The organism is Vallitalea guaymasensis (genome assembly GCF_018141425.1).
In the GTDB taxonomy this organism is placed as follows: Bacteria; Bacillota; Clostridia; order Lachnospirales; family Vallitaleaceae; genus Vallitalea; species Vallitalea guaymasensis.
On record NZ_CP058561.1, the window covers coordinates 2038716 to 2064788 of the forward strand.

22 protein-coding genes are annotated in these 26073 nt (G+C 30.5%); 2 read left to right on the top strand and 20 right to left on the bottom strand.

Translation table 11 applies throughout. The features are described 5' to 3' along the window. Positions 1–25: 25 nt before the first annotated feature. The 7 genes from HYG85_RS09170 to HYG85_RS09200 form a co-directional block, all read right to left on the bottom strand. Positions 26–1027, bottom strand: a complete 1002-nt coding sequence (locus HYG85_RS09170) for a CotS family spore coat protein (protein ID WP_212693204.1) — start codon at positions 1025–1027, stop codon at positions 26–28. A 232-nt stretch (positions 1028–1259) separates the two neighbouring features. After that, on the bottom strand, positions 1260–2600 hold the full coding sequence (locus HYG85_RS09175; RefSeq protein ID WP_212693205.1) for a CCA tRNA nucleotidyltransferase: 1341 nt from the start codon (positions 2598–2600) through the stop codon (positions 1260–1262). A gap of 26 nt (positions 2601–2626) precedes the next feature. Beyond that, positions 2627–3676, bottom strand: coding sequence for a mannose-6-phosphate isomerase, class I (gene manA, locus HYG85_RS09180; protein WP_212693206.1), 1050 nt, complete (start codon positions 3674–3676; stop codon positions 2627–2629). A gap of 86 nt (positions 3677–3762) precedes the next feature. Continuing rightward, complete coding sequence (locus HYG85_RS09185; protein ID WP_212693207.1) at positions 3763–4425, bottom strand: polysaccharide deacetylase family protein; 663 nt, start codon at positions 4423–4425, stop codon at positions 3763–3765. 470 nt (positions 4426–4895) lie between these two features. Beyond that, on the bottom strand, positions 4896–6224 hold the full coding sequence (locus tag HYG85_RS09190; RefSeq protein ID WP_212691219.1) for an IS4 family transposase: 1329 nt from the start codon (positions 6222–6224) through the stop codon (positions 4896–4898). Positions 6225–6811: 587 nt separating this feature from the next. Next, the gene (locus tag HYG85_RS09195; RefSeq protein ID WP_212693208.1) at positions 6812–8029 is read right to left on the bottom strand and encodes an ABC transporter permease; all 1218 of its coding nucleotides are present in this window, start codon (positions 8027–8029) and stop codon (positions 6812–6814) included. A gap of 48 nt (positions 8030–8077) precedes the next feature. Further along, positions 8078–8851 carry an ABC transporter ATP-binding protein gene (locus tag HYG85_RS09200; RefSeq protein WP_113672668.1) on the bottom strand — a complete coding sequence of 258 codons (774 nt, stop codon included), beginning with the start codon at positions 8849–8851 and terminating at the stop codon, positions 8078–8080. Positions 8852–9285: 434 nt separating this feature from the next. On the opposite strand from HYG85_RS09200, the gene HYG85_RS09205 reads away from it, so the two are divergent. Continuing rightward, on the top strand, positions 9286–10407 hold the full coding sequence (locus tag HYG85_RS09205) for a GNAT family N-acetyltransferase (RefSeq protein ID WP_212693209.1): 1122 nt from the start codon (positions 9286–9288) through the stop codon (positions 10405–10407). Positions 10408–10623: 216 nt separating this feature from the next. On the opposite strand, the gene HYG85_RS09210 is transcribed toward HYG85_RS09205, so the two are convergent. The 13 genes from HYG85_RS09210 to HYG85_RS09270 form a co-directional block, all read right to left on the bottom strand. Then, positions 10624–11901: an L-cysteine desulfidase family protein gene (locus HYG85_RS09210; RefSeq protein ID WP_212693210.1), complete on the bottom strand. Its 1278-nt coding sequence runs from the start codon at positions 11899–11901 to the stop codon at positions 10624–10626. A 192-nt stretch (positions 11902–12093) separates the two neighbouring features. After that, positions 12094–13209, bottom strand: coding sequence for a Card1-like endonuclease domain-containing protein (locus HYG85_RS09215; protein WP_212693211.1), 1116 nt, complete (start codon positions 13207–13209; stop codon positions 12094–12096). A gap of 32 nt (positions 13210–13241) precedes the next feature. Beyond that, the gene (locus HYG85_RS09220) at positions 13242–14648 is read right to left on the bottom strand and encodes an ArnT family glycosyltransferase (protein ID WP_212693212.1); all 1407 of its coding nucleotides are present in this window, start codon (positions 14646–14648) and stop codon (positions 13242–13244) included. Positions 14649–14671: 23 nt separating this feature from the next. After that, positions 14672–15604 (bottom strand): glycosyltransferase family 2 protein, encoded by a 933-nt coding sequence (locus HYG85_RS09225; RefSeq protein WP_212693213.1) that lies wholly within the window; start codon positions 15602–15604, stop codon positions 14672–14674. Between the two features lie 281 nt (positions 15605–15885). Then, complete coding sequence (locus tag HYG85_RS09230) at positions 15886–17091, bottom strand: peptidoglycan-binding protein (protein WP_212693214.1); 1206 nt, start codon at positions 17089–17091, stop codon at positions 15886–15888. 39 nt (positions 17092–17130) lie between these two features. Continuing rightward, on the bottom strand, positions 17131–17337 hold the full coding sequence (locus HYG85_RS09235) for a hypothetical protein (protein ID WP_212693215.1): 207 nt from the start codon (positions 17335–17337) through the stop codon (positions 17131–17133). Positions 17338–17409: 72 nt separating this feature from the next. Continuing rightward, the gene (locus HYG85_RS09240; RefSeq protein WP_212693216.1) at positions 17410–19056 is read right to left on the bottom strand and encodes a DUF6056 family protein; all 1647 of its coding nucleotides are present in this window, start codon (positions 19054–19056) and stop codon (positions 17410–17412) included. Between the two features lie 24 nt (positions 19057–19080). Then, entirely contained in the window at positions 19081–19509 is a 429-nt protein-coding gene (locus HYG85_RS09245) for a GtrA family protein (protein ID WP_212693217.1), read from the bottom strand. Then, positions 19506–20453 (bottom strand): glycosyltransferase family 2 protein, encoded by a 948-nt coding sequence (locus tag HYG85_RS09250; RefSeq protein ID WP_212693218.1) that lies wholly within the window; start codon positions 20451–20453, stop codon positions 19506–19508. Before HYG85_RS09250 ends, HYG85_RS09245 begins: the two co-directional genes overlap by 4 nt. Positions 20454–20586: 133 nt before the next feature. Then, positions 20587–22695 carry a glycan biosynthesis hexose transferase WsfD gene (gene wsfD / locus HYG85_RS09255; RefSeq protein WP_212693219.1) on the bottom strand — a complete coding sequence of 703 codons (2109 nt, stop codon included), beginning with the start codon at positions 22693–22695 and terminating at the stop codon, positions 20587–20589. Positions 22696–22814: 119 nt separating this feature from the next. Next, the gene (locus HYG85_RS09260; protein WP_212693220.1) at positions 22815–23228 is read right to left on the bottom strand and encodes an acyl-CoA thioesterase; all 414 of its coding nucleotides are present in this window, start codon (positions 23226–23228) and stop codon (positions 22815–22817) included. Positions 23229–23306: 78 nt separating this feature from the next. After that, complete coding sequence (locus HYG85_RS09265; RefSeq protein WP_212693221.1) at positions 23307–23852, bottom strand: hypothetical protein; 546 nt, start codon at positions 23850–23852, stop codon at positions 23307–23309. Between the two features lie 159 nt (positions 23853–24011). Further along, positions 24012–24845 carry an AraC family transcriptional regulator gene (locus HYG85_RS09270; RefSeq protein ID WP_212693222.1) on the bottom strand — a complete coding sequence of 278 codons (834 nt, stop codon included), beginning with the start codon at positions 24843–24845 and terminating at the stop codon, positions 24012–24014. Positions 24846–24960: 115 nt separating this feature from the next. Here HYG85_RS09270 and HYG85_RS09275 point away from each other — a divergent pair, with 115 nt between their 5' ends. Further along, positions 24961–26073: a uroporphyrinogen decarboxylase family protein gene (locus tag HYG85_RS09275; RefSeq protein ID WP_212693223.1), complete on the top strand. Its 1113-nt coding sequence runs from the start codon at positions 24961–24963 to the stop codon at positions 26071–26073.

Genomic DNA, 26073 nt, shown 5'->3' on the forward strand with positions numbered 1-26073 from the left:
ATTTTTTATACATAATCAGGTTCTGTTAACTTATTTCCAAAGTTTTCTTTAATTCTTTAACAAATTTTTCTTTTTTATCTTTCTGATTTATTAACTTATTTAGTTTAATCAAACTTTGTTTTGGCTTCCATGCCCTGTTAAGGTTAAAATAATAATTACTTATTTTCCAGAATTTCTCTGGATACATTATAAGGTATAGAAGTATGTTTAATTCTTCTTTACTTAAAGAGTTGATACTTATGTATTTGTCAATAGCTTTAATACCCAATTTTATGTTCCAATCATTTTTTTCTAATACTTTTCTTAGCAAACGATATAAATCTATAACTGGGATATCAATATTACAATATTCAAAGTTCATGGTATATAATTTCTTATTGCTTACCAGTATATTATGATGTATGTATTGTCCATGTATAATAACATTTTTACTGTGATATTTATTTACTAGATTATTGTATTCTGATAATTCTATTAGTGAAAGTGCTTCCACTGCCTTCTGGTAATAGTAATTGAAACTACTCAAAAAACAGATATCAAACTCAGACCATTTACCAATCTTTCTTATTTTATTCCTGATTCTAACCAACTCAACATTATGTCTTTCCAATTTATTCGGTAATGTACCTAATTTTACATAATTTTTATATCTGTTACCTCTTGAAAAGTTAGTACCACATTTATGTAATACAGCTAGATTCTTTACAGAATCAAATATCTCTTCTTCATCATTGAAAAAGATTTCTCTTCCGTTAACCCAATTTTTCATTATGTACATGGTACCGTCATCTTCAAAATAAGGATTATTCTCTTTCGTTAGTGCTAACCTATCAATATTTCTGAATCCTTTGTTATGTAGATATTCTTCTATTTCATACATAAATTTTATTTTTTCTCGATGCATTCGGATTTCCTTAAATAATTTCAAACCCTTATTAGTATCTAATATATAAGCTCCTCGTCCTTTATAACCGTTTTTTACTTTAACATCAAATTGTTCAAAAATGTTATTGTATTCCTCAAGCATCTAATCACCCCAACTTAGCCCTAACTATAATATTTTTTTATCAGTATCCTAGACATCTATACCTAATGCCCTACTTTAAAATATATGAAGAAGTCAAGCAGATTATGAGGACAGGAAATTAATATTTTACTATATTGGTATAAGCAAAACAAAAAACCCCAATATATTGTATTGCTTTTTTTCAAACAACAATATATTGGGGTTTCAAAATTATAATAAATTATAAATATTTTTATTCTTTTATTTCATCCACTATCCTTAACAACTCTTCTTTGTCATTTCTATTTGGTTCTTCAATGACTATATCCAATAGTTTATTAAGAATAATTCCTATCTGACGACCTTCTTTTATACCATGTTCCATCAAGTCTCTTCCATCAACCTTAAGTTCTCTTATGCTTATACACTGTTCTTTCTCTTTAATCTCTGCGTATTTCTTTTCAGCATTGTAGAGCTTCAACATTCTACCATCCAACTTGTCAGGGTTTTGAGCCTTGATATCTGCTCTTTGAACAAGTACGAAGTCATGAAATAGCTCATGTCCTAACTTCTTTAATAGTCTTCTTATACTTTTTGAGCTATTTTCCAATCTGATATCATGGAATTCTATTAACTTGACAACTTTATCAATAGTCTTATTATCAAATTTTAATCTCTTGAGAATATCATTCGCCATCTTTGCACTGATACCTTCATGTCCATAGAAATGATCTATACCCGATTCGTCAGTAGTCTTTACTCTTGGTTTTCCAATATCATGCAGCAACATGGTCCATCTAAGTGCTTTATCAGCCTTTATAGCGTTAACAGACCTAAGAATGTGATCATGAATATCATAGCTATGATAAGGGTGATTCTGGGAATTACCTATACAAGGTATGAACTCAGGTAATATATACTCCATTAGATTGCAATGATATATCTCCATAATCATATTAGGGTTATTGGATATGAGTGTCTTGTTAAGTTCCACTTGTATCCGTTCCATACTGACATTTTTAATAAGTGATGAGCACTCTGTTATAGCATCTCTAGTCTTTTTATCTATTTTATAACCCAATTGAGCTGAAAATCTAATGGCTCTTAACATTCTAAGTGCATCTTCATTAAATCTTTCTATTGGATTACCAACACAACGGATAATACCCTTTTCCAAATCTTCTATACCACTAAAAGCATCTACTAATCCTGTTATATGGTTATAAGCCATAGCATTTATAGTAAAATCTCTTCTTTTAAGGTCTTCTACCAGATTATTAGTGAATTCAACGGAGTTAGGTCTCCTATTATCTTCATATTCCCCATCAATTCTATATGTTGTAACTTCAATAGGGTGTTTATCCATAAGTATGGTAACAGTACCATGCTGCAACCCTGTATCTATGGTTTTGGTAAATAATTTCTTAACTTGATTAGGTAATGCGGAAGTCGTTATATCCCAATCATTAGGTTTTTTACCTATGATACTATCTCTTACGCATCCTCCAACCAAATATGCCTCATACCCATTGTCAGTCAGTTTATCTATTATTTTCTTGGCATAATTAGGCATATCTATTTTAACTTTATTCATAAAAATCATTCCTCTAAGCTGGTTTATCAATTAATCCTTACACGACTCTTTATTTCTTCTCTACTATATCCAGCATTCTCTAATCTACTAACAACATCTTTTTCTATATCAGGTAGATAAGTTTTAACTAACGAAGCGTCTCCTTCTAACTCATAATCACCAAGTGAAGCTGGTATCATGAAAGAGTCTCCTACTCTAAAGTCGTATTCAATATTATTATATACTACTTTACCGCTACCTGATATACACATGTATATATAAAATTTATTATTTGTTCTTTCTTTCAGCTTTCCTTTTAAACCTATCTTCTCTAATGAAAAATATTTATTAGCTACATAATAGATTATTTCGCTTTCATCATCTTTTATACCAAGCCCTGTTACTACATCTTTACTATGCTTACCTTCAAAATCAATTACATCCAATGATTTTTCAACATGAAGCTCTCTCATGTTACCGTCAAGTCCAACTCGATTCCAATCATAAACTCTATATGTAGTATCTGAATTCTGTTGTATTTCAGCTAATAAAATACCATCTTCTATCGCATGAACAAACCCAGCTGGTATATTGATAACATCTCCAGCTTCTACCTCTACTTCATTAAGAACCTGTTCAAGATTTCCCTCTTCAAGAGCTTTTGTAAAATCTTCTTTTGATACATTATCCTTTAACCCTGCTATCAATTTTGCACCTGGTTGTGCATCTAAGATATACCATGCTTCACTTTTACCTAACTCACCATTTTCGTATTTCATTGCATATTCATCTTCTGGATGCACCTGAACCGATAATTTATCTTTTGCATCAATGAATTTTATTAATAACGGAAATTTGTCATCACTACTTATTTTATAACCAACCAATTCTTTTGAGTAATTATCTAAAACCTCTTTTAGAGTCTTACCTTTTAATTCTCCATTTCTAACTACCGAATCTCCATTATCATGGCATGCAACTTCCCAACTCTCTCCTGTATGTTCAAAGGGAATTGATTTGTTCAATTTATCTTTTAATAATGTTCCTCCCCAAACTCTTTCTTTAAAATCTGGTTCAAAAAATATTGGATATAACATAGTCTTCTCCTCTCATAACTTATACTGTTTTCATCTGTCGATTAGATTATATCAAAGCTTATATTTTTTGTATAGCTGTAAAAATATTATATTTCATTAATATACTTATCATAAAAACTTTTCCATCTCACATTACCATCAAGATTAGTATACTCTATTTCATATTCAGCATGGTCACCTAACACATGTATTACCTCCACACTTATACCTAAAGCACTCTCACTTATATAAAAATTATTGGATGCTAATTTGTTTTTGAGTTCCTCCGTAGATAAATCTTCTAAAAACCCAATTTGTTCACTTCTTACCGCACTAAAGTTATCGCCTTTGAATTTGTCCAAAAAAGTCTCATCTACATCAACGACATCTGACAATTTCAATATAGTCTGATTCTGGGTATCTATATTACTAGTATAAAAGATATTATTTGGATAAACCGCTTTCTTCACATTACCTAGCCCCGAATATTTTATACTCATTATCTTTTCATTACAAAATGAAATTTCATAATCAATCTCAAGACCGGATAAATCATTGATATCATACTGATTCATGATTTTTAATGCTTCATCTTCAATTAACTTATTCAACGTTTTTATTTCTTCTTTATCATTCTTATTTTCAAACTGAGGATAATTTATACTTACTTTACCCTCTGAATATGTATCTTTAACAATATTCATTTTACTGGCTGAACAGGAAACAAGCATAAGTACTGCAACAATAATCACTAATATTTTTTTCAACAATAGGATTCCTTCTTTCTTCTTATATTATATCGGTATTTTCTACATCATCTTCATTCATATTAATTTTAATCTTTTAGATATTCTATATTATAATGAAAGAAAAATCAATGTATCAAAATATAGAAGATAGTAATTATGTGCGTTATTATTGGAGTACGGAAGTCTGTTGTCTGGTTTCCGTAAATGCAGGCTCTCTAATATTTCCTTATGGCTACTACCATCTGTAAGGTCTTATAGGTGATGCTATTCCTTTCCGCTAAACGTCCTGTTTAGAGGAAAGGCGCTTAGCCGTCCTTGGCACAATGTCATTAAGTTAAGCCTTTGACAGATATAAAAATTCATCTATTGATGCTTTCATGGTTGCCAATAGATGAGTTTTACTTTTACCTCTTGTTAAGATTTTATTTTTGGCATTATTAATAAACAGAGATATCTCTGCTTTAGAAAATACATTTGAGTATTTTGTTTCCTTATGCTATTCTATATAAGAAGCTAACTACAGTAGCCTGCTTTTTGACTTTTCGAGGGTCTTTTCTACCAGGTCTAACTGGCAAAATATTTTTTGCAATTAGTGCTTCAATATCGGGGGGCTCATGCCCCTTATATTTAATGAAATGTCTACAAATTGCTATCGCAATAGTATAATTCACTTGATACATATGTTTAGTAGTACCTTTGGTCTTCTTTATAACAGTGTTTAATGTAATTAGTTCACAAAAATTATACATTATAAGTCTAGCATATATTTCTTGTACTATAAATTCCACTTTTTTGGAGTGAAGATTAATAAGACCGATAGTGTATTTCAACTCTCTAAAAGCAGTCTCTATTCCCCATCTCATATGATATATCTCTTTTAATTTTTCAATTGGAAAGTCATTCCTATTTAGATTAGTAATTAATATCTCATAGGTATCTTCTGAAATAGGAAATCTTACAATTCTAAACTCTATAGGATATGTATCTTTTGAATTTACTGGTAGAAAATCGAATCGATTTCCTTTTCTAATACACTTATATTTGTCTGGATTGGTCCTGATTTCTTTAGTATGTCTTCTTGTGACTAATATACGATAATCAACATCAAAGCAATCTTCATGTGGAAGCTTCAGGCTGGATGTTATTCCATTGCCAGTTATATCTTTTACTCTAAATAGACAGTTCAAGTTCTTCTGTTTTATATACTCAAAAACATGATAACCCTCATATCCTCTGTCAGCGATGATAATAGTATTGTCAGATATGTCTTCCATACGATCAATCATCTGTAGCAATGCCTTTCTTTCATTTTGTCTTCGTCCAGGATAAATCTCAACGTCAACAAAAATTTTATTACAAATATCATAAAGAGCATTAATCTGTAAGTGATTAAAACCTTTCGCATTAGCCCGATTTGGAAAATGAGTTTCAGTGTCATCAGGATTATAGAAAATACTTAAGTTAGAACCATCAACGGCAAGAAGTCTATATCCATTAAAAGTTCTAGAAAAGTTCATAGCCTTTTTAGTAAAATCATGGAAAAGATAATTGAAAGCATCAGGTAAAATCTTATGGCGTTGTTGTACAAATGCAGAAGCAGTAGGTGTATTAATACCAAAGGAAAAATAATTCATAATTTCAAGCTTCAAATTTTGACCACCCATAGTTAGAAGAATTTCTACCATTGTCCTAAAATCAAGTTTTCTAATACGAGTAAAATCTTTCTCAGGATTTTGAAGAAATAAAGATGAAATAGTATCAAGTTCAGAGATACTGTCATATAGATGATTTTTAATTGTATTAGCATAAGTATTATTCATAGCTAAACCTCCTTTAAATAATTCATTTAAGAGGCTTCGCCACAAATTTTCGGGTAAATGTCAAGCATTTTTTAAAAGATTAATATAAAATCGTATAAAAAAAGAGCTCTGCATTATTAATATACAGAAACTCTATTTTCTTAACTTAATGACATTGGTCCTTGGCACGCTTACCGCATCACCTATAAGACCTTACTTCCATATGATCGTTGAAATATTAGAGAGCCGGCATTTACTACTTCCTTGGCTCATCTTGATTCAATAACAAGACTGATATGTCAATTGCTAAATATAATACAAGAGTAAGATTATTTTTAGTGATTAGATAGCAAAATCCATCAGATTATTTTTAATTATAATCTAAGAGACAAAAGTTAAATTTCTAGCCAAGTGGATGTATAGGTATAGGAAATGAGTGATTTTCTTCCATTATTTAACATGAACGAATTTCCTATACCTATACATTCACGCACGGATTGCACAACACAAATCAACCTATTCATCCCAATAAAAAACATCCACCCAATTATTATCCATATCCAATAATAATATAAGCAGATGCTTCTAACTTCAATAACTAATCTTTATTACGCATTCAACATTACTTTCTCATCATTAAACGTAAGAGTTATCAACCTAACCAATATCAAACTAACAACAAATGATGATATAGCAGTAACCAAAAACTGATTCATCGTCAATTCAAATGATAAAGCCGCTTTTAATGCAGAAACACTTCCATATACAGGAATCGCATAGTGGTAAAGTTCTGTTGCTCCTCCACCAAACATAGTTGAAAACGCAGCAATCATAACAACCATGAATACAGGTGTTACATATGTTCCAGCTTCTTTAACTGTTCTAGCTCTAACAGACAATAGACAAATAAGTCCTACATATATACCAACAAGAGTAATCATTATTATCAATAACTGTATCAACTGGAATGTTGAAAATTGTAAAGCTCCAAGATTCATGTCCGCCCCACCAGTCAACATCTTTGATGAAAACGGCATTGAAGCTATTATGGCAGCAAATGACACTATGGCACTTACAATAGCCACTATCCCTAGACCAATTACCTTTCCAAGAGCTATTGTCTCCCTCTTAACAGGTGTCAACAACAATGTAGCCATTGTTCCTCTTTCTTTTTCCCCTGCAATAGTATCCATACCAATCCCCATTGCTCCAGAGAACAAAATTATAGCTATAAGCATAGGCAATATCATAGAAATTCCTTGACCAGATGCTTTTTTCTCGTCAACAACGATTGATTCATCAGAATTTCTATCAACATCAAATGCAACAACATTGTTAATATCCCCAAATCTATCTGTCAAAATCTGAGTTTCATATTTATTCAAAGCAATTTCAATAAATCTTTTCCTTGATTCCCGTGAATATTCTTCAGATGGATTATAAAATGTTTTGACTTCTGGTGGTATTTCTAGGTTTTTATAATTATTGACCTTATCTAAAAACCCATCCTCGAATTTAACCATCATGTCAACTTCTCCATTTTTGATTTGTTCCTTTATTGATGTAGTATCCTCGGTCATATCTATATAAGTAATACTCATATTCAGCTTTTTTTCATCTACAACTTTTTGAAACTGTACTGGAGCATTTTGAATATATACTGTAGATGTATGTTCTTCTATATCATCCATCATATTAGAAAGCATACTTCCCATTATTGTATAAACAATAAAGATACTAAGAGCTGGTAAAATGAATGCTGAAAAAACTAATCTACGATCAGTAAAAACTCTTTTTAATTCTTTTTTCAATATATCTCTTAACATAATATTAACGTCCTTTCCCTACATATTTAATTATAATACATTAGTCCTCTAGCCATGATTAACTGCTTTTTTATATAATTCAAAGAAGGCATCTTCAAGATTTTCGGTTTTTGTTTCATTCAAAACATTTTGTATGGTACCATCAATAACTTTTTTTCCATTTATGATAATGGCTACTCTATCACACAGCTTGCTGGCTACTGTCATGATATGTGTTGAAATGATAACTAGTTTTCCTCTTTCTTTTAGAGTTACTAGATACTCTTCAACTGCTCTTGCTGTAATTATATCCAATCCATTAGTTGGTTCATCAAATATAACGATGTCCGGGTCATGTACTACACTGACAGCTATTGAAAGCTTTTGTTTCATACCTGTTGACAATTCGCTTATCTTCTTATCAGCAAATTTATTTATCTTGAAGTAATCAAAAAGCTCCTTTTTCCTTGATGTTATTTGATCATTAGTCATTCCATGAAGTTTGCCAAAAAACTCCATAGTATAATCAGGTGTAAAATGTTCATCTAATTTTAATTCATTAGTCAGGAATCCTATCCTTTTTCTAACTTCCGAACTATCTTTTACAACATCATATCCATTAACATTTATAGAACCTTTAGTTGGTTTCAGTAGGGTAACTATACTCCTTAGGGTTGTAGTCTTCCCTGCACCATTAGGTCCTAAAAGACCGAATATCTCACCTTGATTAGCAGAAAATGAAATATCGTTAACAGCTATTTTAGTACTCTCTTTAGTTTTTAATTCTCTTTTCTGTTTACTGTTAAGCTTATATATCTTGGTTAAATTCTTCACTTCTATCATGTAACGAACCTCCTATACGTAATTATTATACTGTATATTTTGTATATGCACAGTATATATAGAAGTTACTGTTTTGTCAATACCCTTTATCTTTTTTGAGTAAAATTAAAGAACAATTACTCACGAATTAGTTTGACTTAACATCTATAATAAAATAATGCAATATTTTTTTGGGAATCACTAAATTATAGCTATCTTATTCTTTGTTGCTTTTATAGCTCATTTAATAAATTTAATGATTAAATTATTAATACTATCATAGATTAAAATATAGAAAATTGTTTTTATACTTGCAACTATTATGATATAATAATTTTATGTATGGTATAAAATGTAGTACAAGTGATTTTCTTTGAATTATTTTATATTATTTGTACTTATTGTATTATTTAAACAAAGGACTGAACTTATTTTATATGAATGGGGGACTTTTTGTGATTGAAATCGTTGAAGTTACTTCTAAAAAAGATTTAAAAGTTTTTGTAAAATTTCCTACTAGGCTGTATAAGAAATGCAGAAATTATATTCCATCACTGCTGGTAGATGAACTTAATACATTAAGAAAAGATAAAAATCCAGCTATGGATTTTTGTGAATCCAAGTATTGGCTAGCGTATAAGGATGGTAAAGTTGTTGGAAGAATTGCTGGTATCATAAATTACGCAGCAATTGATCTATGGAATGAAAAAGCTGGTCGTTTTGGCTATATCGACTTCATTGAAGATATGGAAGTTGCAAAACTATTATTAGAAACAGCAGAGGAATGGCTTATCTCAAAAGGAATGACTAAGATTCAAGGTCCTCTTGGGTTTAGTGATTTTGATTTGGAAGGTATGCTTATTAAGGGTTTTGAATACTTAGGAACCATGACTACCATATATAATCACTCATACTATGTGGATTACTTGAAAGAGCTAGGTTATTCAAAGGATGTGGATTGGTTTGAATATGAAATAATAATTCCTGACGAAGTACCTGAACCTGTTAAAATAGTGGCAGAACGTTCAATTAAGACTAATAATCTAAAAGTTTTAGAAGCAAAAAGTAAAAAAGACATTATTCCTTACGTACCTAAACTATTCTCACTAATCAATTCAGCATTCAAGGAACTATATGAATTTACTCCTTTAACCGATAAACAGATCAAGTTATATACAAAACAGTACATAAGTTTCATTAACCCTAATTTCGTGAAGTTTGTTTTAGATGAAAATGATGAATTAATTGCTTATGTCTTAGGTTTTCCTTCTCTTGCAAAAGCAATAAAAAAAGGTAAAGGACGTATTTTACCTTTTGGTTTCATATATCTATTGAAAGCTCTTAAATTAAATAAAAGGTTAGAAATTGTTCAGATAGCAGTTGACCCTAAGTTTCAGAATCGAGGAGTTAATGCTATATTATTCAGGGAACTTATTATATCTTGTAATAAAAAAGGTATACATTCTGCTGACCTTAATCCTCAACTTGAAAGTAATAAAAAAGTTCGTTCTCAATGGCAGAGATTCAAGCATAGACAGCATAAGGTTAGAACATCTTTTTATAAAGAGTTGGCATAAGAATAATATAATTGAATAAGTGGCGTATTTCCGCAGAGAAGGTACAGGGTAATATTACGTCAGCAGATTAAACGTCCGTGTTTAAAACTGCTGAACTCGCCATCCATGGCTCGTTGCTCCATATTACCCTGTACCTTCTCTGCTTGGCTAGTTCTTATTTTAGCTTGATGGTTATCAATATATGTCTTTGTTTAAGAATTATTTACCGTATAATAATTATTTGTTACTTTTAGATATCATGATATCTAGTATCATCTTGTCTGTTTCTTCCATTCCTTTTGAGCCTATGCAGGTTAGATTTTTGATGCAGGTTTCTATGTTTTCATCGATGATACCTTCGGTTTTGGTTATTTCAATATCTCCGAGAGATAGTATGGTTGAATTGAATGAAGCCTCTACTACAGTAGCTACTTTCAAGGCACAACCTGTCTTTGCTCCGTCGCATATCATCCCGCTTACATCACCAATCATATTTTTAATGGTTGATTTGATATTATGTATATCGCCGCCTAGAAGGTATGTCATACCACAGCCAGCTCCAATACCTGCTACAATTACTCCACATAGAGCAGATAGTTTTCCTAGATTGGTTTTAATATGTATTGCTACTAGGTTACTAAGAATTAATGCTCTAGCTAATTCTTCTTCGCTTTTATGTAACCATTCTGCTACAGCTACTACTGGTAAAGTAGCAGTTATTCCTTGATTACCACTTCCTGAATTAGTCATAACAGGGAGTGGACATCCTGCCATTCTAGCATCAGATGCTGCTGCTGATAACCTGATGGCGTAGTTTTTCATATCATCAGCTATCAACTTGTTCTGGATATTTTTTTCTATGGTTTTTCCTACCTTCAGTCCATATTCTTTGTTCAAACCTTCAAGTGCTATTTTTTTATTCATTATGGCACCTTCAAGTATGAACTTTATTTCATCAAATGGTGTATTCAGTACAAATCTATAAATGCTGTCAATACAAATGGCTACTTTATAGTCTTCTACTTCAACTACTTCAGATAATTTATCCATAATAACATCATCATTGTAAGATATGAATACTATATCAGTATGACCACCTTGAATTATTACATGAGCTTTATTATTTTTGCCGATAACAGTTGCATCAATATACAATTTACAGTCTTTATCTGCTACTTCTATTTTAATTCTATTTTCATTTATAATGTTGTTAGCCTGATTCACATGGGTTTCTTTTACTTTAGATAACACTTCAAGCCCTAATTTTGATTCACCCACAATGGCACCAAGAGCAGCAGCTATATGTATACCAACTTGACTTGTTCCTGGTATTCCTACACCCATGGCATTTTTAATGATATTAGGACTTAACAATAGTTCAATTTTTTCTACATCTTCATCTAATACTTCTTTTGCTTTTGCAACACAAAGTGCTATGGCTATTGGTTCAGTACAACCAGTAGCTGGTTTTACTTCTTTATTTATTAAATCTATAAACGATTGAACATTGCACATAAATTAGACCTCACCTTTCATATAATCATCATTATTATTGTACAATAGAAGCTACAATAATTACAGTTTTTTAGACTAGATAGGCTAATAAACTTATTTATTAAACCAAAATACAATAAAATCGTTAAATTGTAAAGCATTATTTCCACTTATGCCCCTTATAAACCTAATAAACTAATGGTTATTGCTGAACTATGCATCAATGATATCATATAGACATTTTCTGAATTTATCCACATCTCCATCAAAAAGTACAAGATTTATCCCCATTCTCTCGGCTCTTTCATCCACATATTGACCTTTTGATGGTTTTGTAGCTACTAGAATCTTTTTGACGGTGGAACCCCCTAGCTGTTCTGCATAGATATCCAGTTCGTTAAGGGCTCCACTATTATATCTTTTGGTATCTTTACAAGATATGCATATCAAAGATGATCCAGCAACTGCTATGACATCCATTTCGTTCTCAACTTCAATCCTATCCTCATCCCATAAGAATCTGACCCCTGTTCTTACATCACACACTTTACTGTTCTCTTTAACAATATTATAAGTAAAATGTTCTAGCCAGACTCCTGATAATATATAATTCCTGATATCTTCATTTTTAAATACTATTATTATATTGTTTCCATTCTCTCTTATACTTCTAACACAATCAATACTTGAAAACTTGTTGAACAAATACACTATGTCTTGATTATTTTCAGATGACCTAGTAACTATACTGTCATCAGACTGACTGACTAGATTATTTCTTATATAATCTCTGGTTCTAATCCACAATTCGTAGTTATCGAGTATAATATCAAGCATATTGTTATAATCTTCAATTATATAATCAAAAGTCTCATCTGTTACGATTTTGCCTCCTGTAATGGAAACATAATCTTTCACACGGAAATTTATATTATCATAATTAATTACTTTTATCCCTTTTTTAGTTAGTTTATAAATCTTTTCTTCTCCAATATCCATATATATCAAAGTAATATCATGGTCAATCATTGCTTGATGTGCGATAACAGCTGATAGATTATCTCCTGATGAAATATTGATTATTGTGTCATGTTCAACATGATTATCAATTATCTTTTTTAACTGTAAAGGATTAGTATAACTTTTTTTGATTATCCTAGTACCCTCTAACTGCTCACTCAAGAATCTTCCCATATCAGTTAGCACATCTACCGAATCCTTATTTGCATTAGCAATATTAATAACTTTTTCTGGTTTCATGAATTTAGAAATATAGGCTACATCATCATTAAAATCATCTAATATGTTAATCAGCGTATTACATATCATGTTTTTCACAACCTTTGATATTATTTTACTTATTATATCATTTTTTTACTTTTTATTCTATCAGCCATAATAAATACACCGTTTCCAGCTAGAATAAAAACCATGGGCATAACTACATATTTGTATCTGAAACTTATTTCAATCAAGAAGTGTACCCCTGTGTAAATGGTTAATGCATAATATAATAAATATACATAGCCTGTTTTATCAGCTCTATAATATCTTATCAGTCCGTATAAAACAAAACCTATTATTAACGTATAGAAGATTTTCTCGAACTCCTGCACCTGCCTATATATATAGTCAAAGCTTATTCCTGCTTTTCTTATATCTTTACCTATTAGATGTGGAAAAGTGAATACACCCAATTCAAAATCTCCCCACATATACCTGACTTTTTTGACCATCAAGGATAACATTCTTGTTGGAGATATTAATATACGCTCTTTTATCAATTCTTTTTCCTTGGATAATAATTCTTCATCAATAGGAACATCATACAGCATCAATGTCTTAGCATCTTCTTCAGAAAAACGACCTGATGTCTTCTCATTCAATCCTGTGACGAATTTCCAATAAGGATTATTGTTTTTAAGTCCGTTGTCTGTTACTCCTGTTACAATGCTGAGACTCCAAATACTATAGAATATGATAAGATAGGATATAAGGCATACTCCAAAATGTTTGAGATTTATCTCTTTGGTTTGCCTATAATAACTGAAAATACTCATGATGAAAATAGCCAGTATGAAAACTATCCCTATAGGACGTAGTGAATTACCTATTGCAATGAACAGCCCTGCAAGAATCCATTTTTTATAACTGTTCTGGCACTTAACAATACAGTATAATCCTATATAATAAAACAATGTGGCTATATGCTGGTTAGTAAGTACTGGCGCCATAAAAAATATTGGAATATAGACGGCATGTAAAACCCCAGCAACCCTTCCTACAAATTCATTGAATATGATCTTGCCTATTCTATAAACCAAGTAATTGGTAACAGCAATAAAAAAACAATTGATAATCTTTAATAGAAACACGCTGTCACCGAATGTCTTGATAATCAATCCTTGATAAACTGCAAATATGGTCTGATATGGAAAAAATGAGAAGTACTGAAACTCTTTGAATGAGTAATCACCAATAGCAAATAACCTAGCAGCTCTTAACATTACCTCAAAATCTGATATTGGTGGAGTTCTCACAATTATAATCATAGCAATCTTAGTTACCAATGAAAATATAAATAGAAATAGACCAAAATAAGGAATTCTTAGTCTAATAATTAAATAAAGAATGAAAAATAGAACACAAACAGGTATAATATAGAGAATGTTCAATTTCTCTACATAGATAAAATATATATTTATAACGAAAACTAGTCCAAAGAATAGTATCATATATACATCAAATATTTTCTGTAACCTTTTCAAATCTAACACCTCTTAATATTATGTTATACTTTAGTACTTTCATATTTATTGATAAAATACAAAGGTCTATTCTTGGTTTCATTGAAAATCCTGCCAACATATTCACCTAATACTCCTATGCTGACCAACTGAATACTGCCTATAAATAACATAATACTAATAAGGGACGCATAGCCAGGTAAAGCAATCCCTATAATTAATGTTCTAAGTACAATATATATCATATAGATGAATGCACCAATACCAGTTATGCTTCCTATGAATGTGGCTATTCTAAGAGGCATGATTGTAAATGTAGTTATACCCTCTATTGCTAGTCCAATCAATTTGCAATAGTTCCATTTGGTTTTCCCTGCTACCCTTTCATCTCTATCAAATAGTATCTCTTTCTTATTGAATCCTATTAGACTGAATAATCCCTTTGTATATCTTCCAGTTTCTTTAAACTGCTTTAGAGCATCAACGGCTTGGCGATTAAGTAAACGAAAATCACCTGTATCTTCTTGAATTTCAACTTTTGCTAGTTTTCCTAATAATCTATAAAAACAATGAGCAGTGAATTTTTTTGTGAAGCTTTCACCTTTTCTACTGGACCTCTTAGCATAGACATCATCATATCCTGCTTCCCATTCTTTTATCATCACTGGTATAAGCCTTGGAGGATCTTGTAAATCAGCATCCATTATGATGACTGCATCCCCAGAAGCATAGTCAAGTCCCGCAGCCATAGCTATTTCTTTTCCGTAATTTCTTGATAGGTCTACATATGAAACCCTGCTATCACGTAATCTCAAGGATATTATTTTGGCTAGAGTCCTATCTTTACTCCCATCATTAATAAATAAAAGTTCAAATCTATAATCTATATCATTAATTACTTTTACCACTTCATCATAAAAAATGTCAATTACTTCTTCTTCGTTATAACATGGTACCAATATGGTTATGGTCTTCAATTCTCTGCCTCCTAAACACCATTTTATGTAAACCAGAACTTAAAATGCTCATATTTGTTATTGCTCATAAAGTCCATAATAGTATTTTTCAATATGGATAATATTATACATTTTAGTAAAGCTTTCTAGCTAATACTTTGTTTCACATTATAGAGGGATGGTTTTTCTAAGATATATGAAAGATATGTCTAATTTGAAAACAGGAAAAAATTAAACCACTAAAGTCTATTTAAAATTAGTGGTCTGTACAAAAACATTGTATATATAAATAAATTATAGTCTTATACGATTGGAGATGGTAATTTCCCCGAAAAATCAAGTAATTTTATCCATGTAGACATATCTACCTTTCCAGTCATAGGGAGATTGGCAATATACTGAAAGTTTTTTACAGCTTCTACTGTTTTCTTACCGAATATTCCATCTTCTTCTAGTTTGTTGATTGTGGGATAATTATTGGATATGATATTCAGCATTTGCTGTAGTTCTTTTACAAGGGGTCGAGGTTTTGTGGTTATCCCTTCTACTAAGTCACCCACAGGATAATCAAGGGCTACTCCTTTTTCAACAAAAGTATCTTTTCCATAAAAACTTCTTAATATCTCCATAAGGCTTGCTCCTTTTTGTGCCATTTCATTTGCTTTGTTTTGTAACATACAATATTTACTTGTACTAGGACAACTCCAAGGTCTATATTCATATAACTGCATTTCATTAGGTAATGGTTTTCTTAAATATTCGCTAAATAAATCATATGCCATATGCCTTACCCTTGGGTTATATTGACTGGCTATTATCTCTGGATCATAATCTTGGTCAGCTGTTGAACTTGTAATATCATAGTCCTTATCTTTATTTTCAATATAATGTTTAAATAATGCAAATGATATTATAGCTAAAATATTCGCTTTTATAGCATTATCGTGCCAATCTTTGCCAACTTCATTATCAGCAACGTTAGCTATATAGTCGATAAAGGCGACTTTAAGATTTTTCTTGTTGATAACATCATATACAGTAAATATCATAGGTATCTTGAATGGGTGTATCTCATTAGATTCACTGGATTTAATATCAGATTTCATTAAGGTATCTAATTCTTTATGTTGTTTGAATTTCTTATTAATGATAATAGGTTCTCTTATAGGTCCTCTTAAAGGAGCACCAAATCTAATACCTTGAGGCGGCAAATTTGTTTCAACAATGTTGGGTTGTTCTTCATAAACCTTAATATTCTCAAGATTTATTTTGTACTCTCCATATTTTATTTCTGCATTATATTGGTTGGAAGGTTTTAAGAATATTTCTTTGGTTTTACCTAATTCATCTGTTTCTTCTACGCTAATAATATTTCCATCTTTATCTTTTATTGTTATTGTTGCACCTGATATCGGTAGTATGGTGTTATCAAAATTTCTTGTACGTGACTGAAATATCAAGGAACCTTCATTGGTTGAATTGTTTTCAACACAGTAACAATTATTCATATTTACGCCTATAAATTATTTTTTAGTATATTATATTTATTACTTTTTAAAATGTTCCCTTAGTATGGAAACTAACCATAGAAGAATACTATATATCATTATGTTAAACATCAATTCTTTACATGTTTCTGGAGATATATGTCCCAATCTTCTATAATAATTTAATTCTATAAAAACAAATCCCATAAAACATAAGATTATATATATTGTCTTAATCTGTAATTTCTCATATATATTTTTTTTCATTATTCTCTCCCTAATTAAGCTAATAAAAAACTGCCTTACATTCTTATAAGACAGCTTCTCTTCTTCTTTATTTTATTCCAACCAATTAACCTCATAATCTTTATCAAATCCAAGATATAAATCATAATAAGAAGAGTAATAACTATTATGGTAAGGCATTACCCAACCATATATCTCTTTAGGTAATTTCTTTTGATTAATAGGTCCTTTTTTATTTTCTTCAATAAATTTCTTTGCATCTTGAACATTTTTATCATACACTACAGCATTATCAGCATATCCCTTTATAGTAGGTATCAAAATAGTTAATGAAACCAATGCAACAGTTAAATAACCAGTTGCAATACCTAGCTTCTTATATTTCACTTTGTTGTATTTACCCTTATTAGCAGTCACCAACATATATGCAGTGATAGGAATAGGCAATAGCCAAGGTAAATTGAACACTATACAACTTAGACATCCACAAATGGCTGAGATACCATACTTATTCAGCCTTGGTATTATACATGCACTGTATAAAGCCAGCATGAATATAGGATATACAAGATTTCGTGGTCCAAAAACAGGTGATATAATCATCATAAATTGAGCACCAAAACCTAATATGACTGCTATGATCGGAAGTGCATTATTGGTGATAAATTTATTTTTATATACTAGTATTCCTGCATATATCAATGTATATAAATAACCTAAACCAATAAATGCTTCAATACCAAATCTTCCTAACATACCATAATAATTAAGAACTTTTCCTGTTAGTGTCTGTAATAATAAACCTATACATGCACTAACACCTAAAATGACAGCTAGATTTTTTGTCCACCTATACTTGTCCGATATGCTTTTTCCGTATTTGCCTATAACCCCAAAAGAAGCTACTATGGCTAACATATGATAAGGTAACATGATCTTTGAAAACATGAAGTAGTCACCTTGTTTAATTAGATTATGTTTAATCAAAGGTAAGAATCCTTTTACAGGTGAATCTTCAATGGATGCACGTAAAAATACAGCTGGTGAACAAATAACAGACAGCATACCTAATGCCACTATTATCAACATCAATATTTCCATCTTGTTAATTTTATTTTTTCTGATGATTCTTTTTTCCAATAACATAAGTAAAGTCAATCCAAAAGTCATGACACTTGCTTGCTCAACAGTTGCCGCAGCCAAAAAGCCTATTATTGGAACATACCATCTCATTTTGTTACTATATGTAGAACGACTCAACAAGTACCAATAAACCAGCAGCATAAAAATAGGATAAACATAATTAAATGAACCTGTAAGCCAGTAAACGCTTTGTCTTGTTAGATTAGGGTCCAAGAAGAAAATAGTTACTGCCATAATAACTGCTGAATAACCTATCAGTGATTTTTTTTCTTTTACTTCCATTCCCATACAAATCTTTGCTCCAAAGCAAACTATCCCTGCAAGCATTAAAGAATTACAAATAGCCCAAAAATATTGATTTATCCCTAAAAAAACAGTTACAAATAAATGTACTATCGCTCTACCATTGGCTCTCATGTAATGGTCTAAATGTCTAGTTATAAAATAGTCAAAATCTATGCGGGTAAAACATGCATAGAAAAAATCATCTCCATATAACCTAACGTTAAAATTAACTATAGCAGTTACTATAAAAGTTAATAACGTTATAAATATCAATCCGTGTTTATTCCAAAAACTTTTATTAATATCCTTCAATTTATTTATCTCCCTTATTTGAAATCATGTTCTGAATACCAAAAACTGTGAAAACAGGTAATTAAGTATAAGTACTAATACGCTTATGATTATTTTTGATATCATAGCTTCTATTCTCAATGATGTAAGTACAAATACTCCACCTATCTCAATTAACATAGTTATACCCCTAGATGAAAAGAAACTAAACGCTTCAATTACAAGTTCCTTGGTAGTACGGCATTTGCTCCTAAAAACAAATATCTTGTTGGTAACATAAGCAAATATAACTGCACATATAACTGATATTATATTTGCTATATTAGGGTTCATTTTAACTGGATAGGCTAGAAGCCAGAACACTCCAAAGCTGACAAAAGTAGTCAAGCCACCAATAAATACATACCTGAAAATCTTCTGAAATTGTTCATTATGCATTATTTCTTTTATATAATCAATTAGTCTTTTTATCATATGATTTTCCTGTCCTTCTTAATACCTCTGCTAAGGTTTTGAGATACAATATATCTAGGTCTACCTTTTACTTCATCGTAAATACGTGATATATATACTCCTATCATCCCTAATGACAACATAATCACAGATCCAGTAAAAAGTATCAGTAATATGACTGTTGAAAATCCACTGACAGCATTACCTGAAAAATAATTAACTAAGGTTTGAATACCTAAAATTACAGCAAACAATAGAAAAATAGCACCACCAAAAAAAGTTAGGTACAAAGGTTTGCTTGTGTGAGAAAGTATAGCATTAAAAGCTAATTTCATTAGTCTAAAAAGAGAAAAACTTGACTCTCCTTCCACTCTCTCTTCCACTGTAAAGAAATAATTAGTTCTTTCAAAACCAACCCAGTCAATTAACCCTCTAAAGAATAGATTGCTCTCTCTAAACTGTCTGATTGTATCTACTACACTACGGTCAATCAATTTAAAATCCGAAGAATCATTAAGGTCAAGACCTGTAGTATTCTTTAATATCTTATAGAATCCTTTTGCAAAGAATCTATAAAGAAAATTTTCTTTTCCTCTTTGTTGCTTAACTCCATCAACAATATTTACCTGTGACCTATCCATAAGTAAAAGCATGTCCTTTACACATTTTGGCGGATGTTGCAAATCAGAATCCATAATAAGATATCTCTCTGCATCTATATTATCCAAACCAGCACAAATAGCCATCTCTTTACCAAAATTTCTGGCAAATCTAATGGCTGATACATTACTGTATTCTTTTTGTAACTTACTTATTTCAAGCCACGACGTATCTGACGATCCATCATCAACTATGATATATTGGCATGAAATATCATCTTGTAAAAATGTGTCATAGATGACAGCAAAATTCTTACATATCGCCTGAGCTTCATTATAGACAGGTATAACAACTGCAAGCTCCACTTATAACCACTCCTTAAACATATAAATACTCCCTATGGCTGAAATATTTTTCAATATTTAACCAATACTAGTATACACTTTAATATATCAATTATCAATATTTTTATATTGCTACATATTATAACAAAACTATTCATTTTTGTATATACATACAAGGCACAACCCCTATATCAGTTATTACAGCCTCTTTATGATATACAAATCCATCTTGACCAACTACTCTAACAAATCTAGGATTAGTATATGGTGTTCTAAGCCAGTAACTGTTACCTTTCCTTTTATTTATTACATACTTGTCAAAATCTTCCACACTTAACATGAATACCTTTTCCCTATTCACATTTCCATAGGCTATGTCAGCATTTTGGATTACGTAAGCTGGTATACAATACCAATAGTGTGGTTGTTCTCCTGTCTGAATCAACGAACTTTTATCTGGTGATAGAATCGTTTTTAAAGGTATTTCCTTAATTTTATCTATTTGCTCATTAGTGAATCCTGATAAAAAACCATTATCAGTTTCTTTATTAAGCCATTTTCTAATATCAGAATCCATCCATAGGTTAGAATTATCTTCATCAAAATATCTACAATCAATTATATCCTTAGAAGCTACAAAGTAGTATTCATCTGTTTCTTCAAGAACCTCCCAAACAATATCCTTATTTTTATATTGTCCAAAAACAACCCTATTGTTTTTATAACTGATATTTATTGATATTATTAATACTATGATGCATATTAGAGTGCTGATAATTCCAACAACTATCTTAATTTCCCCTATCTCTATTAGTTTACATAAGTCCACAAAAATAAATATTATCATCATATCCAATAATACATTGAACAGAAACATATGTTTAATAAGGTCAGCTTCTCCATTACCTATAACAGGTAGAATGAACTGGCTGCCTGAAAATATTAATATCATGATTCTAAATAGCATCAAAAGTCTAAACTGGCTGATATCCATTGTTTTCTTACTTTTTATTAATGAAACTAGACTTGTTATTATAAAACTCAAGAATATAAGAATTATTATCCAGAGAGCAAAATCATAGGTTAACTTTCTTATTCGTTCCCATAAACTGAAGCGTTCATCAAATTTCAGTGCCTCATTATAATCATTCTTAGTATAATTACCTAAGTACGGCGGTCTTAATACAGCACTTGAAGCAGCAGATAATTTAGTTTTTTCCAATAATCTATTTAAGTGAGTTAGGTAATAAAAGGTTATTTTTAGTGGAGTTGCTTTTTCATATACTTCTTCTTTGAAATCTTCGCTATACATATCATAACCCTTGTGATCCATATATCCATTGGTATTTTGCAGGGTTAGATATTCTTCATCTATGCCAAGATATTTCAAGTCTTCCTCTGGTTCTTCTGAGTCTTTTAGAACACCATAAAAAAGCGAATGGTATCTATTTACATCACACATCCACTGAGGCACAGACACATAATAATAGATTGAAGTGATTAACATGCACAAACTACCTATAATTATGACTAATCTGATTTTATTATCTTTTTTATAATAGAATAGGAACCCAGAGAAAATAATCATTATAAGACCTAGAGGTATATTAGCTACTTTAGCACCTATAAAGATACAACCTGAAACAAGATTAACAATATATAATAGAATTCTATCTTCATTATTATAAATAATCAGCAGTAAGCTCCCAATATATAATAATATAGATACAAGTATTAAAGGCTCCCCATAAAATGAATTAAAATATACCAAGTACCCTTTATCAAAATAGATAAATATAGTGAGCAGGAAAAGGATACTTTTTAAAATTATATTTTTCACAGGAAAACTTCTCACAAATAAAACTATAGCTAAACTGAATATTACTAAATACAGTATAGATAAAGCCCTTATATCAAAATCTATGATTTTTCCATATTTATAATATTTGACGAATCCATTAATTAGTTGAGCACATTTAATTAGCAACGTATGTGTAGATTCATACCCACTTATATTCTTGATATTGGGTTTAATTATAAACTTCATATTATCTAATACATTACTGAATTCTTTTACATATGCAAAATCTTGTTGAGCATAAAAAAATTTATTATTTTCATAGCTAGATAAACCTTCAGGCTGTATGACTCTATAAAAATCAGAGTTATCAGCCAAACCTACTGTTGTAGGATAGTTTATTAGGAGATATCCTATAACTACTAATATAATAATGAGCATCAAATATAATTTATTATTCTTCATTGGAAATTACCTAACTCTCTTTTGCTAATACAAGTATTATTCCACACAGTTTAATTATTGTGGATTAACCTAATGATAACAAAAATGTTTATTAGATTTATTTCCAAAATATATCCAATTTAATAAATCTTTTCTAATTTCTCCCACATTTCAGGCTTGACCTTTTTTATGTTGACTATCTTGAAGTTCTTGTCTACAAAAGTATGCTTGGTACTGCCCTTTGCAATAATCTTATTATCTTCCTCTCTTACCACATGGTAATTGAAAACCATTTTGACTGGATTCATTTCTTCTATCCAGACCTTTATAATAAGTTCATCCTCATATTTGGCGCCATCTATATATTTACACCATGATTCTAATACAGGCATCATGATACCTTCTTCTTCCATTCCTCCATAAGTCATTCCTATTTTAGTTATATATTCCCCTCTTGCCATCTCGAACCAAGGGTAATATTTTGAATGATGTACTACCCCCATCTGGTCTGTTTCAACATATCTTACTTTTAATTTTGCTTCATGAATATACATAAATAAACCTCCTAAATGACAGCTATTGAAATCATGAATCATTAACTACCATAAAATACCAACTCTATCACAAGAATATTAATCCAAACTATAAGCTTCATAAATATCATCTGTAATATCATTATTATTACTATCAAAAAGTCTTATTGCAGGATGTTCACTAAAGTTATTCTCTACTTCACAATAAATTATAAAATATTCTTGCTGTGGAACCTCTAATTCATAAGTCTTATCCTTGAAATTTCCAATTATTTTTGCAATCTGCAAATCATAATTTCTACCTATAACAGTAAAATATTTCTTATTCCCAATCTTTATAACTTTATGTCGGTATATATTATTACCATAACCTGTCCACTCTATCTTGAACCTTTTATTAATACCCTTCTTTAAGAAAGCTTCTCCTAATAATCCATTATCCGTTGTAAAACAAACAATTCTTCTATAACCAATATCCACTGATTCTTCAATATTGATTTTTAATGAGTCATTATCATTTTTCCTATTTACGAATTGAGTTATATTCTTGTCTATTTCATCCTCGTTAATCTTATATGTACCGTTATACCAAAAAAAAGCTATTCCTATTGTGACTAATATCAATATAATTATATATTTTTTCATTTTAATTTTCTCCATCTTTTATTATTATCACTATATTCGTATTAAATCTTATTATATATAAAAACTGTATATATAACAAGGACCATTTACTTACCCAGTACATTGGTTTAATATCAGTTTTTACTAAAGCACAATATTCTAGATTTGAAAAGATGAATCTTATATTCTTTTTGCATACATTGTGGGGGTCATACCCTCGTGTTTCTTAAAATATTTACTAAAATAATAAATATCACTGAAACCTGTTTTTTTAGCACATTCTGATATTTTATACCCATCATCTATTAATTGTTTGGCTCTGGTTAATCGTATATCCATCAAATAATCTATAGGTGATTTTTGGGTTACTTCTTTAAATATATTTCCTAGATAAGATACACTTATGTTAACCATTGAAGCTAACTCCTCTAGTGTAATCTTTTCTTTATAATGTTTACACATATAGTCTATAATCGTATCCACTTTTTTTATATTATAATAGTTTACTCCTTCTTGTGTCTTCCAAGATATAAGATAATTCATTAATTCCATGAAATAGGCTTTCATTTTTAATTCTTTAAAAGGTTTACTTGAAAGCCAGAGGCTGTTTAATTCACTCATTGTCTTTTTTATTGCACCAAAAAAATATTCATCGTTAATCTTTTGACCTAAATCAAATGGTAAAGGTGTAGTCTTTAACTCCCATTCATTAGACTCATCATTGAATTTGGGGCATGTATATTGAAATCCTATTGCATAACACTTCATCAAATCATCTTTATAAGTATACGCATATCTATCTGAACAAGGAGGAAAATATATTAAATCCCCTTTACTTCCTTCATATACTTCTTTGTTATTTTTCTCAAAATGCGCTCTACCCTCATAGATTAAAATAAAATTATGCCTATAAAATGGTCCTCTAAATGACCAACTTGGAGTACACACTCTACGAACACTATACTTCAATTCAGGCATAATATTTTTTAAAATATTGTAATCAACTGATTCCATAAGACACCTCACTTTATAATAAGATATTACAAATTCTATTATATACTACATTGTTCAATTATGTAAATATCCCTATAATTTAATTATCAAATATTACAAATTGGAGGTTATAATTATGCTACCTGTTGATTTAGAAATGTTTTGGAAGGATGATGAGTCAGCTCATAAGGATAATTGCTTTAATGCAGATTCTCCACAAGTCGCATTAGGTATTAGAATGAGTGATGAATGTGTTTTTGCTGAGTTAGGTGAAGAAGGCAATCCCTGGGGATACACACCAAGAGAATTCAGAATAGAATTAAACAAACGATATAATGATAAAGCTGAAAAAATTGTAGGAAAAAGGTTGTTAAAGGAAGAGTTTCCCACTAAAGATGAAACCTTTCCTAAGATAAAGCAAATTGGTGAAGTTTTTGGTGGTCGTTATGAGGATAATAATAATAGTATTTGGCTTCATGGTTCTTGCACCACACCTCAAGAACTGGAAAAAGTTCTTGATAAAGTAGACAAGATGGATATAAGAGAATTCATGTTACCTCCTGATTGGGAGAGTGAAAAGAAAAGAATTTTTGAGACCTATGGTAAAAAGCCCAAGTTATTACGCCATGTTAGAGGTCCAGTTACTTTAGCTATGTCTATTTATGGGGATATTAACCTGATTTATCTGATCTATGATATACCAGATCTAGCAAAAAAGTTTAGTGAAACTATTAGTGATGTAATCATTAAAATGGGTAAAGTCATGGATGAAGAAGCTGGTTATGGTCCTGGAGAAGCTCCTCATGGGTTTTCTTTTGCTGATGATAATTGTTCTTTACTTACTCCAGAAATGTATGAACTTTTTGGCTATCCAGTTTTAAAAAGAGTTTTTAATTATTGGTCACCTAATGAAAAGGATAAACGCTTTCAGCATTCAGACTCAGAAATGGCACATTTACTACCTATTTTGAGTAAATTAAATCTTACTGGATGTAATTTTGGTCCAACGGTACTAGTTGATGAGATAAGAAAATATATGCCCCGAACAAGAATCAATGGTTGTTTAGCTCCATTTACATTCATGAGTAACGATGAAAATAAGATAATTGAAGAGGTGAAAAGAGATTGTATAATGGCAAAAGAATGTAAAGGTCTAAACTTATTAACTGCAGGTTCCATCAACAATGGAAGTTTATTGACCAGTATGCGAGCTGTCATGTATGCCATTCAAAATTACGGACGCTACTAA

Excerpts from the sequence above, each read along its gene's own strand:
- HYG85_RS09235 (WP_212693215.1), bottom strand. The coding sequence starts at position 17,337 with ATGAAAAAAAATATATATGAGAAATTACAGATTAAGACAATATATATA.
- HYG85_RS09170 (WP_212693204.1), bottom strand. The coding sequence starts at position 1,027 with ATGCTTGAGGAATACAATAACATTTTTGAACAATTTGATGTTAAAGTA.
- HYG85_RS09210 (WP_212693210.1), bottom strand. The coding sequence starts at position 11,901 with ATGTGCAATGTTCAATCGTTTATAGATTTAATAAATAAAGAAGTAAAA.
- HYG85_RS09215 (WP_212693211.1), bottom strand. The coding sequence starts at position 13,209 with ATGATATGTAATACGCTGATTAACATATTAGATGATTTTAATGATGAT.
- HYG85_RS09195 (WP_212693208.1), bottom strand. The coding sequence starts at position 8,029 with ATGTTAAGAGATATATTGAAAAAAGAATTAAAAAGAGTTTTTACTGAT.
- HYG85_RS09245 (WP_212693217.1), bottom strand. The coding sequence starts at position 19,509 with ATGATAAAAAGACTAATTGATTATATAAAAGAAATAATGCATAATGAA.
- HYG85_RS09175 (WP_212693205.1), bottom strand. The coding sequence starts at position 2,600 with ATGAATAAAGTTAAAATAGATATGCCTAATTATGCCAAGAAAATAATA.
- HYG85_RS09275 (WP_212693223.1), top strand. The coding sequence starts at position 24,961 with ATGCTACCTGTTGATTTAGAAATGTTTTGGAAGGATGATGAGTCAGCT.
- wsfD (WP_212693219.1), bottom strand. The coding sequence starts at position 22,695 with ATGAAGAATAATAAATTATATTTGATGCTCATTATTATATTAGTAGTT.
- HYG85_RS09270 (WP_212693222.1), bottom strand. The coding sequence starts at position 24,845 with ATGGAATCAGTTGATTACAATATTTTAAAAAATATTATGCCTGAATTG.
- HYG85_RS09200 (WP_113672668.1), bottom strand. The coding sequence starts at position 8,851 with ATGATAGAAGTGAAGAATTTAACCAAGATATATAAGCTTAACAGTAAA.
- HYG85_RS09230 (WP_212693214.1), bottom strand. The coding sequence starts at position 17,091 with ATGAATAATTGTTACTGTGTTGAAAACAATTCAACCAATGAAGGTTCC.
- manA (WP_212693206.1), bottom strand. The coding sequence starts at position 3,676 with ATGTTATATCCAATATTTTTTGAACCAGATTTTAAAGAAAGAGTTTGG.
- HYG85_RS09190 (WP_212691219.1), bottom strand. The coding sequence starts at position 6,224 with ATGAATAATACTTATGCTAATACAATTAAAAATCATCTATATGACAGT.
- HYG85_RS09265 (WP_212693221.1), bottom strand. The coding sequence starts at position 23,852 with ATGAAAAAATATATAATTATATTGATATTAGTCACAATAGGAATAGCT.
- HYG85_RS09260 (WP_212693220.1), bottom strand. The coding sequence starts at position 23,228 with ATGTATATTCATGAAGCAAAATTAAAAGTAAGATATGTTGAAACAGAC.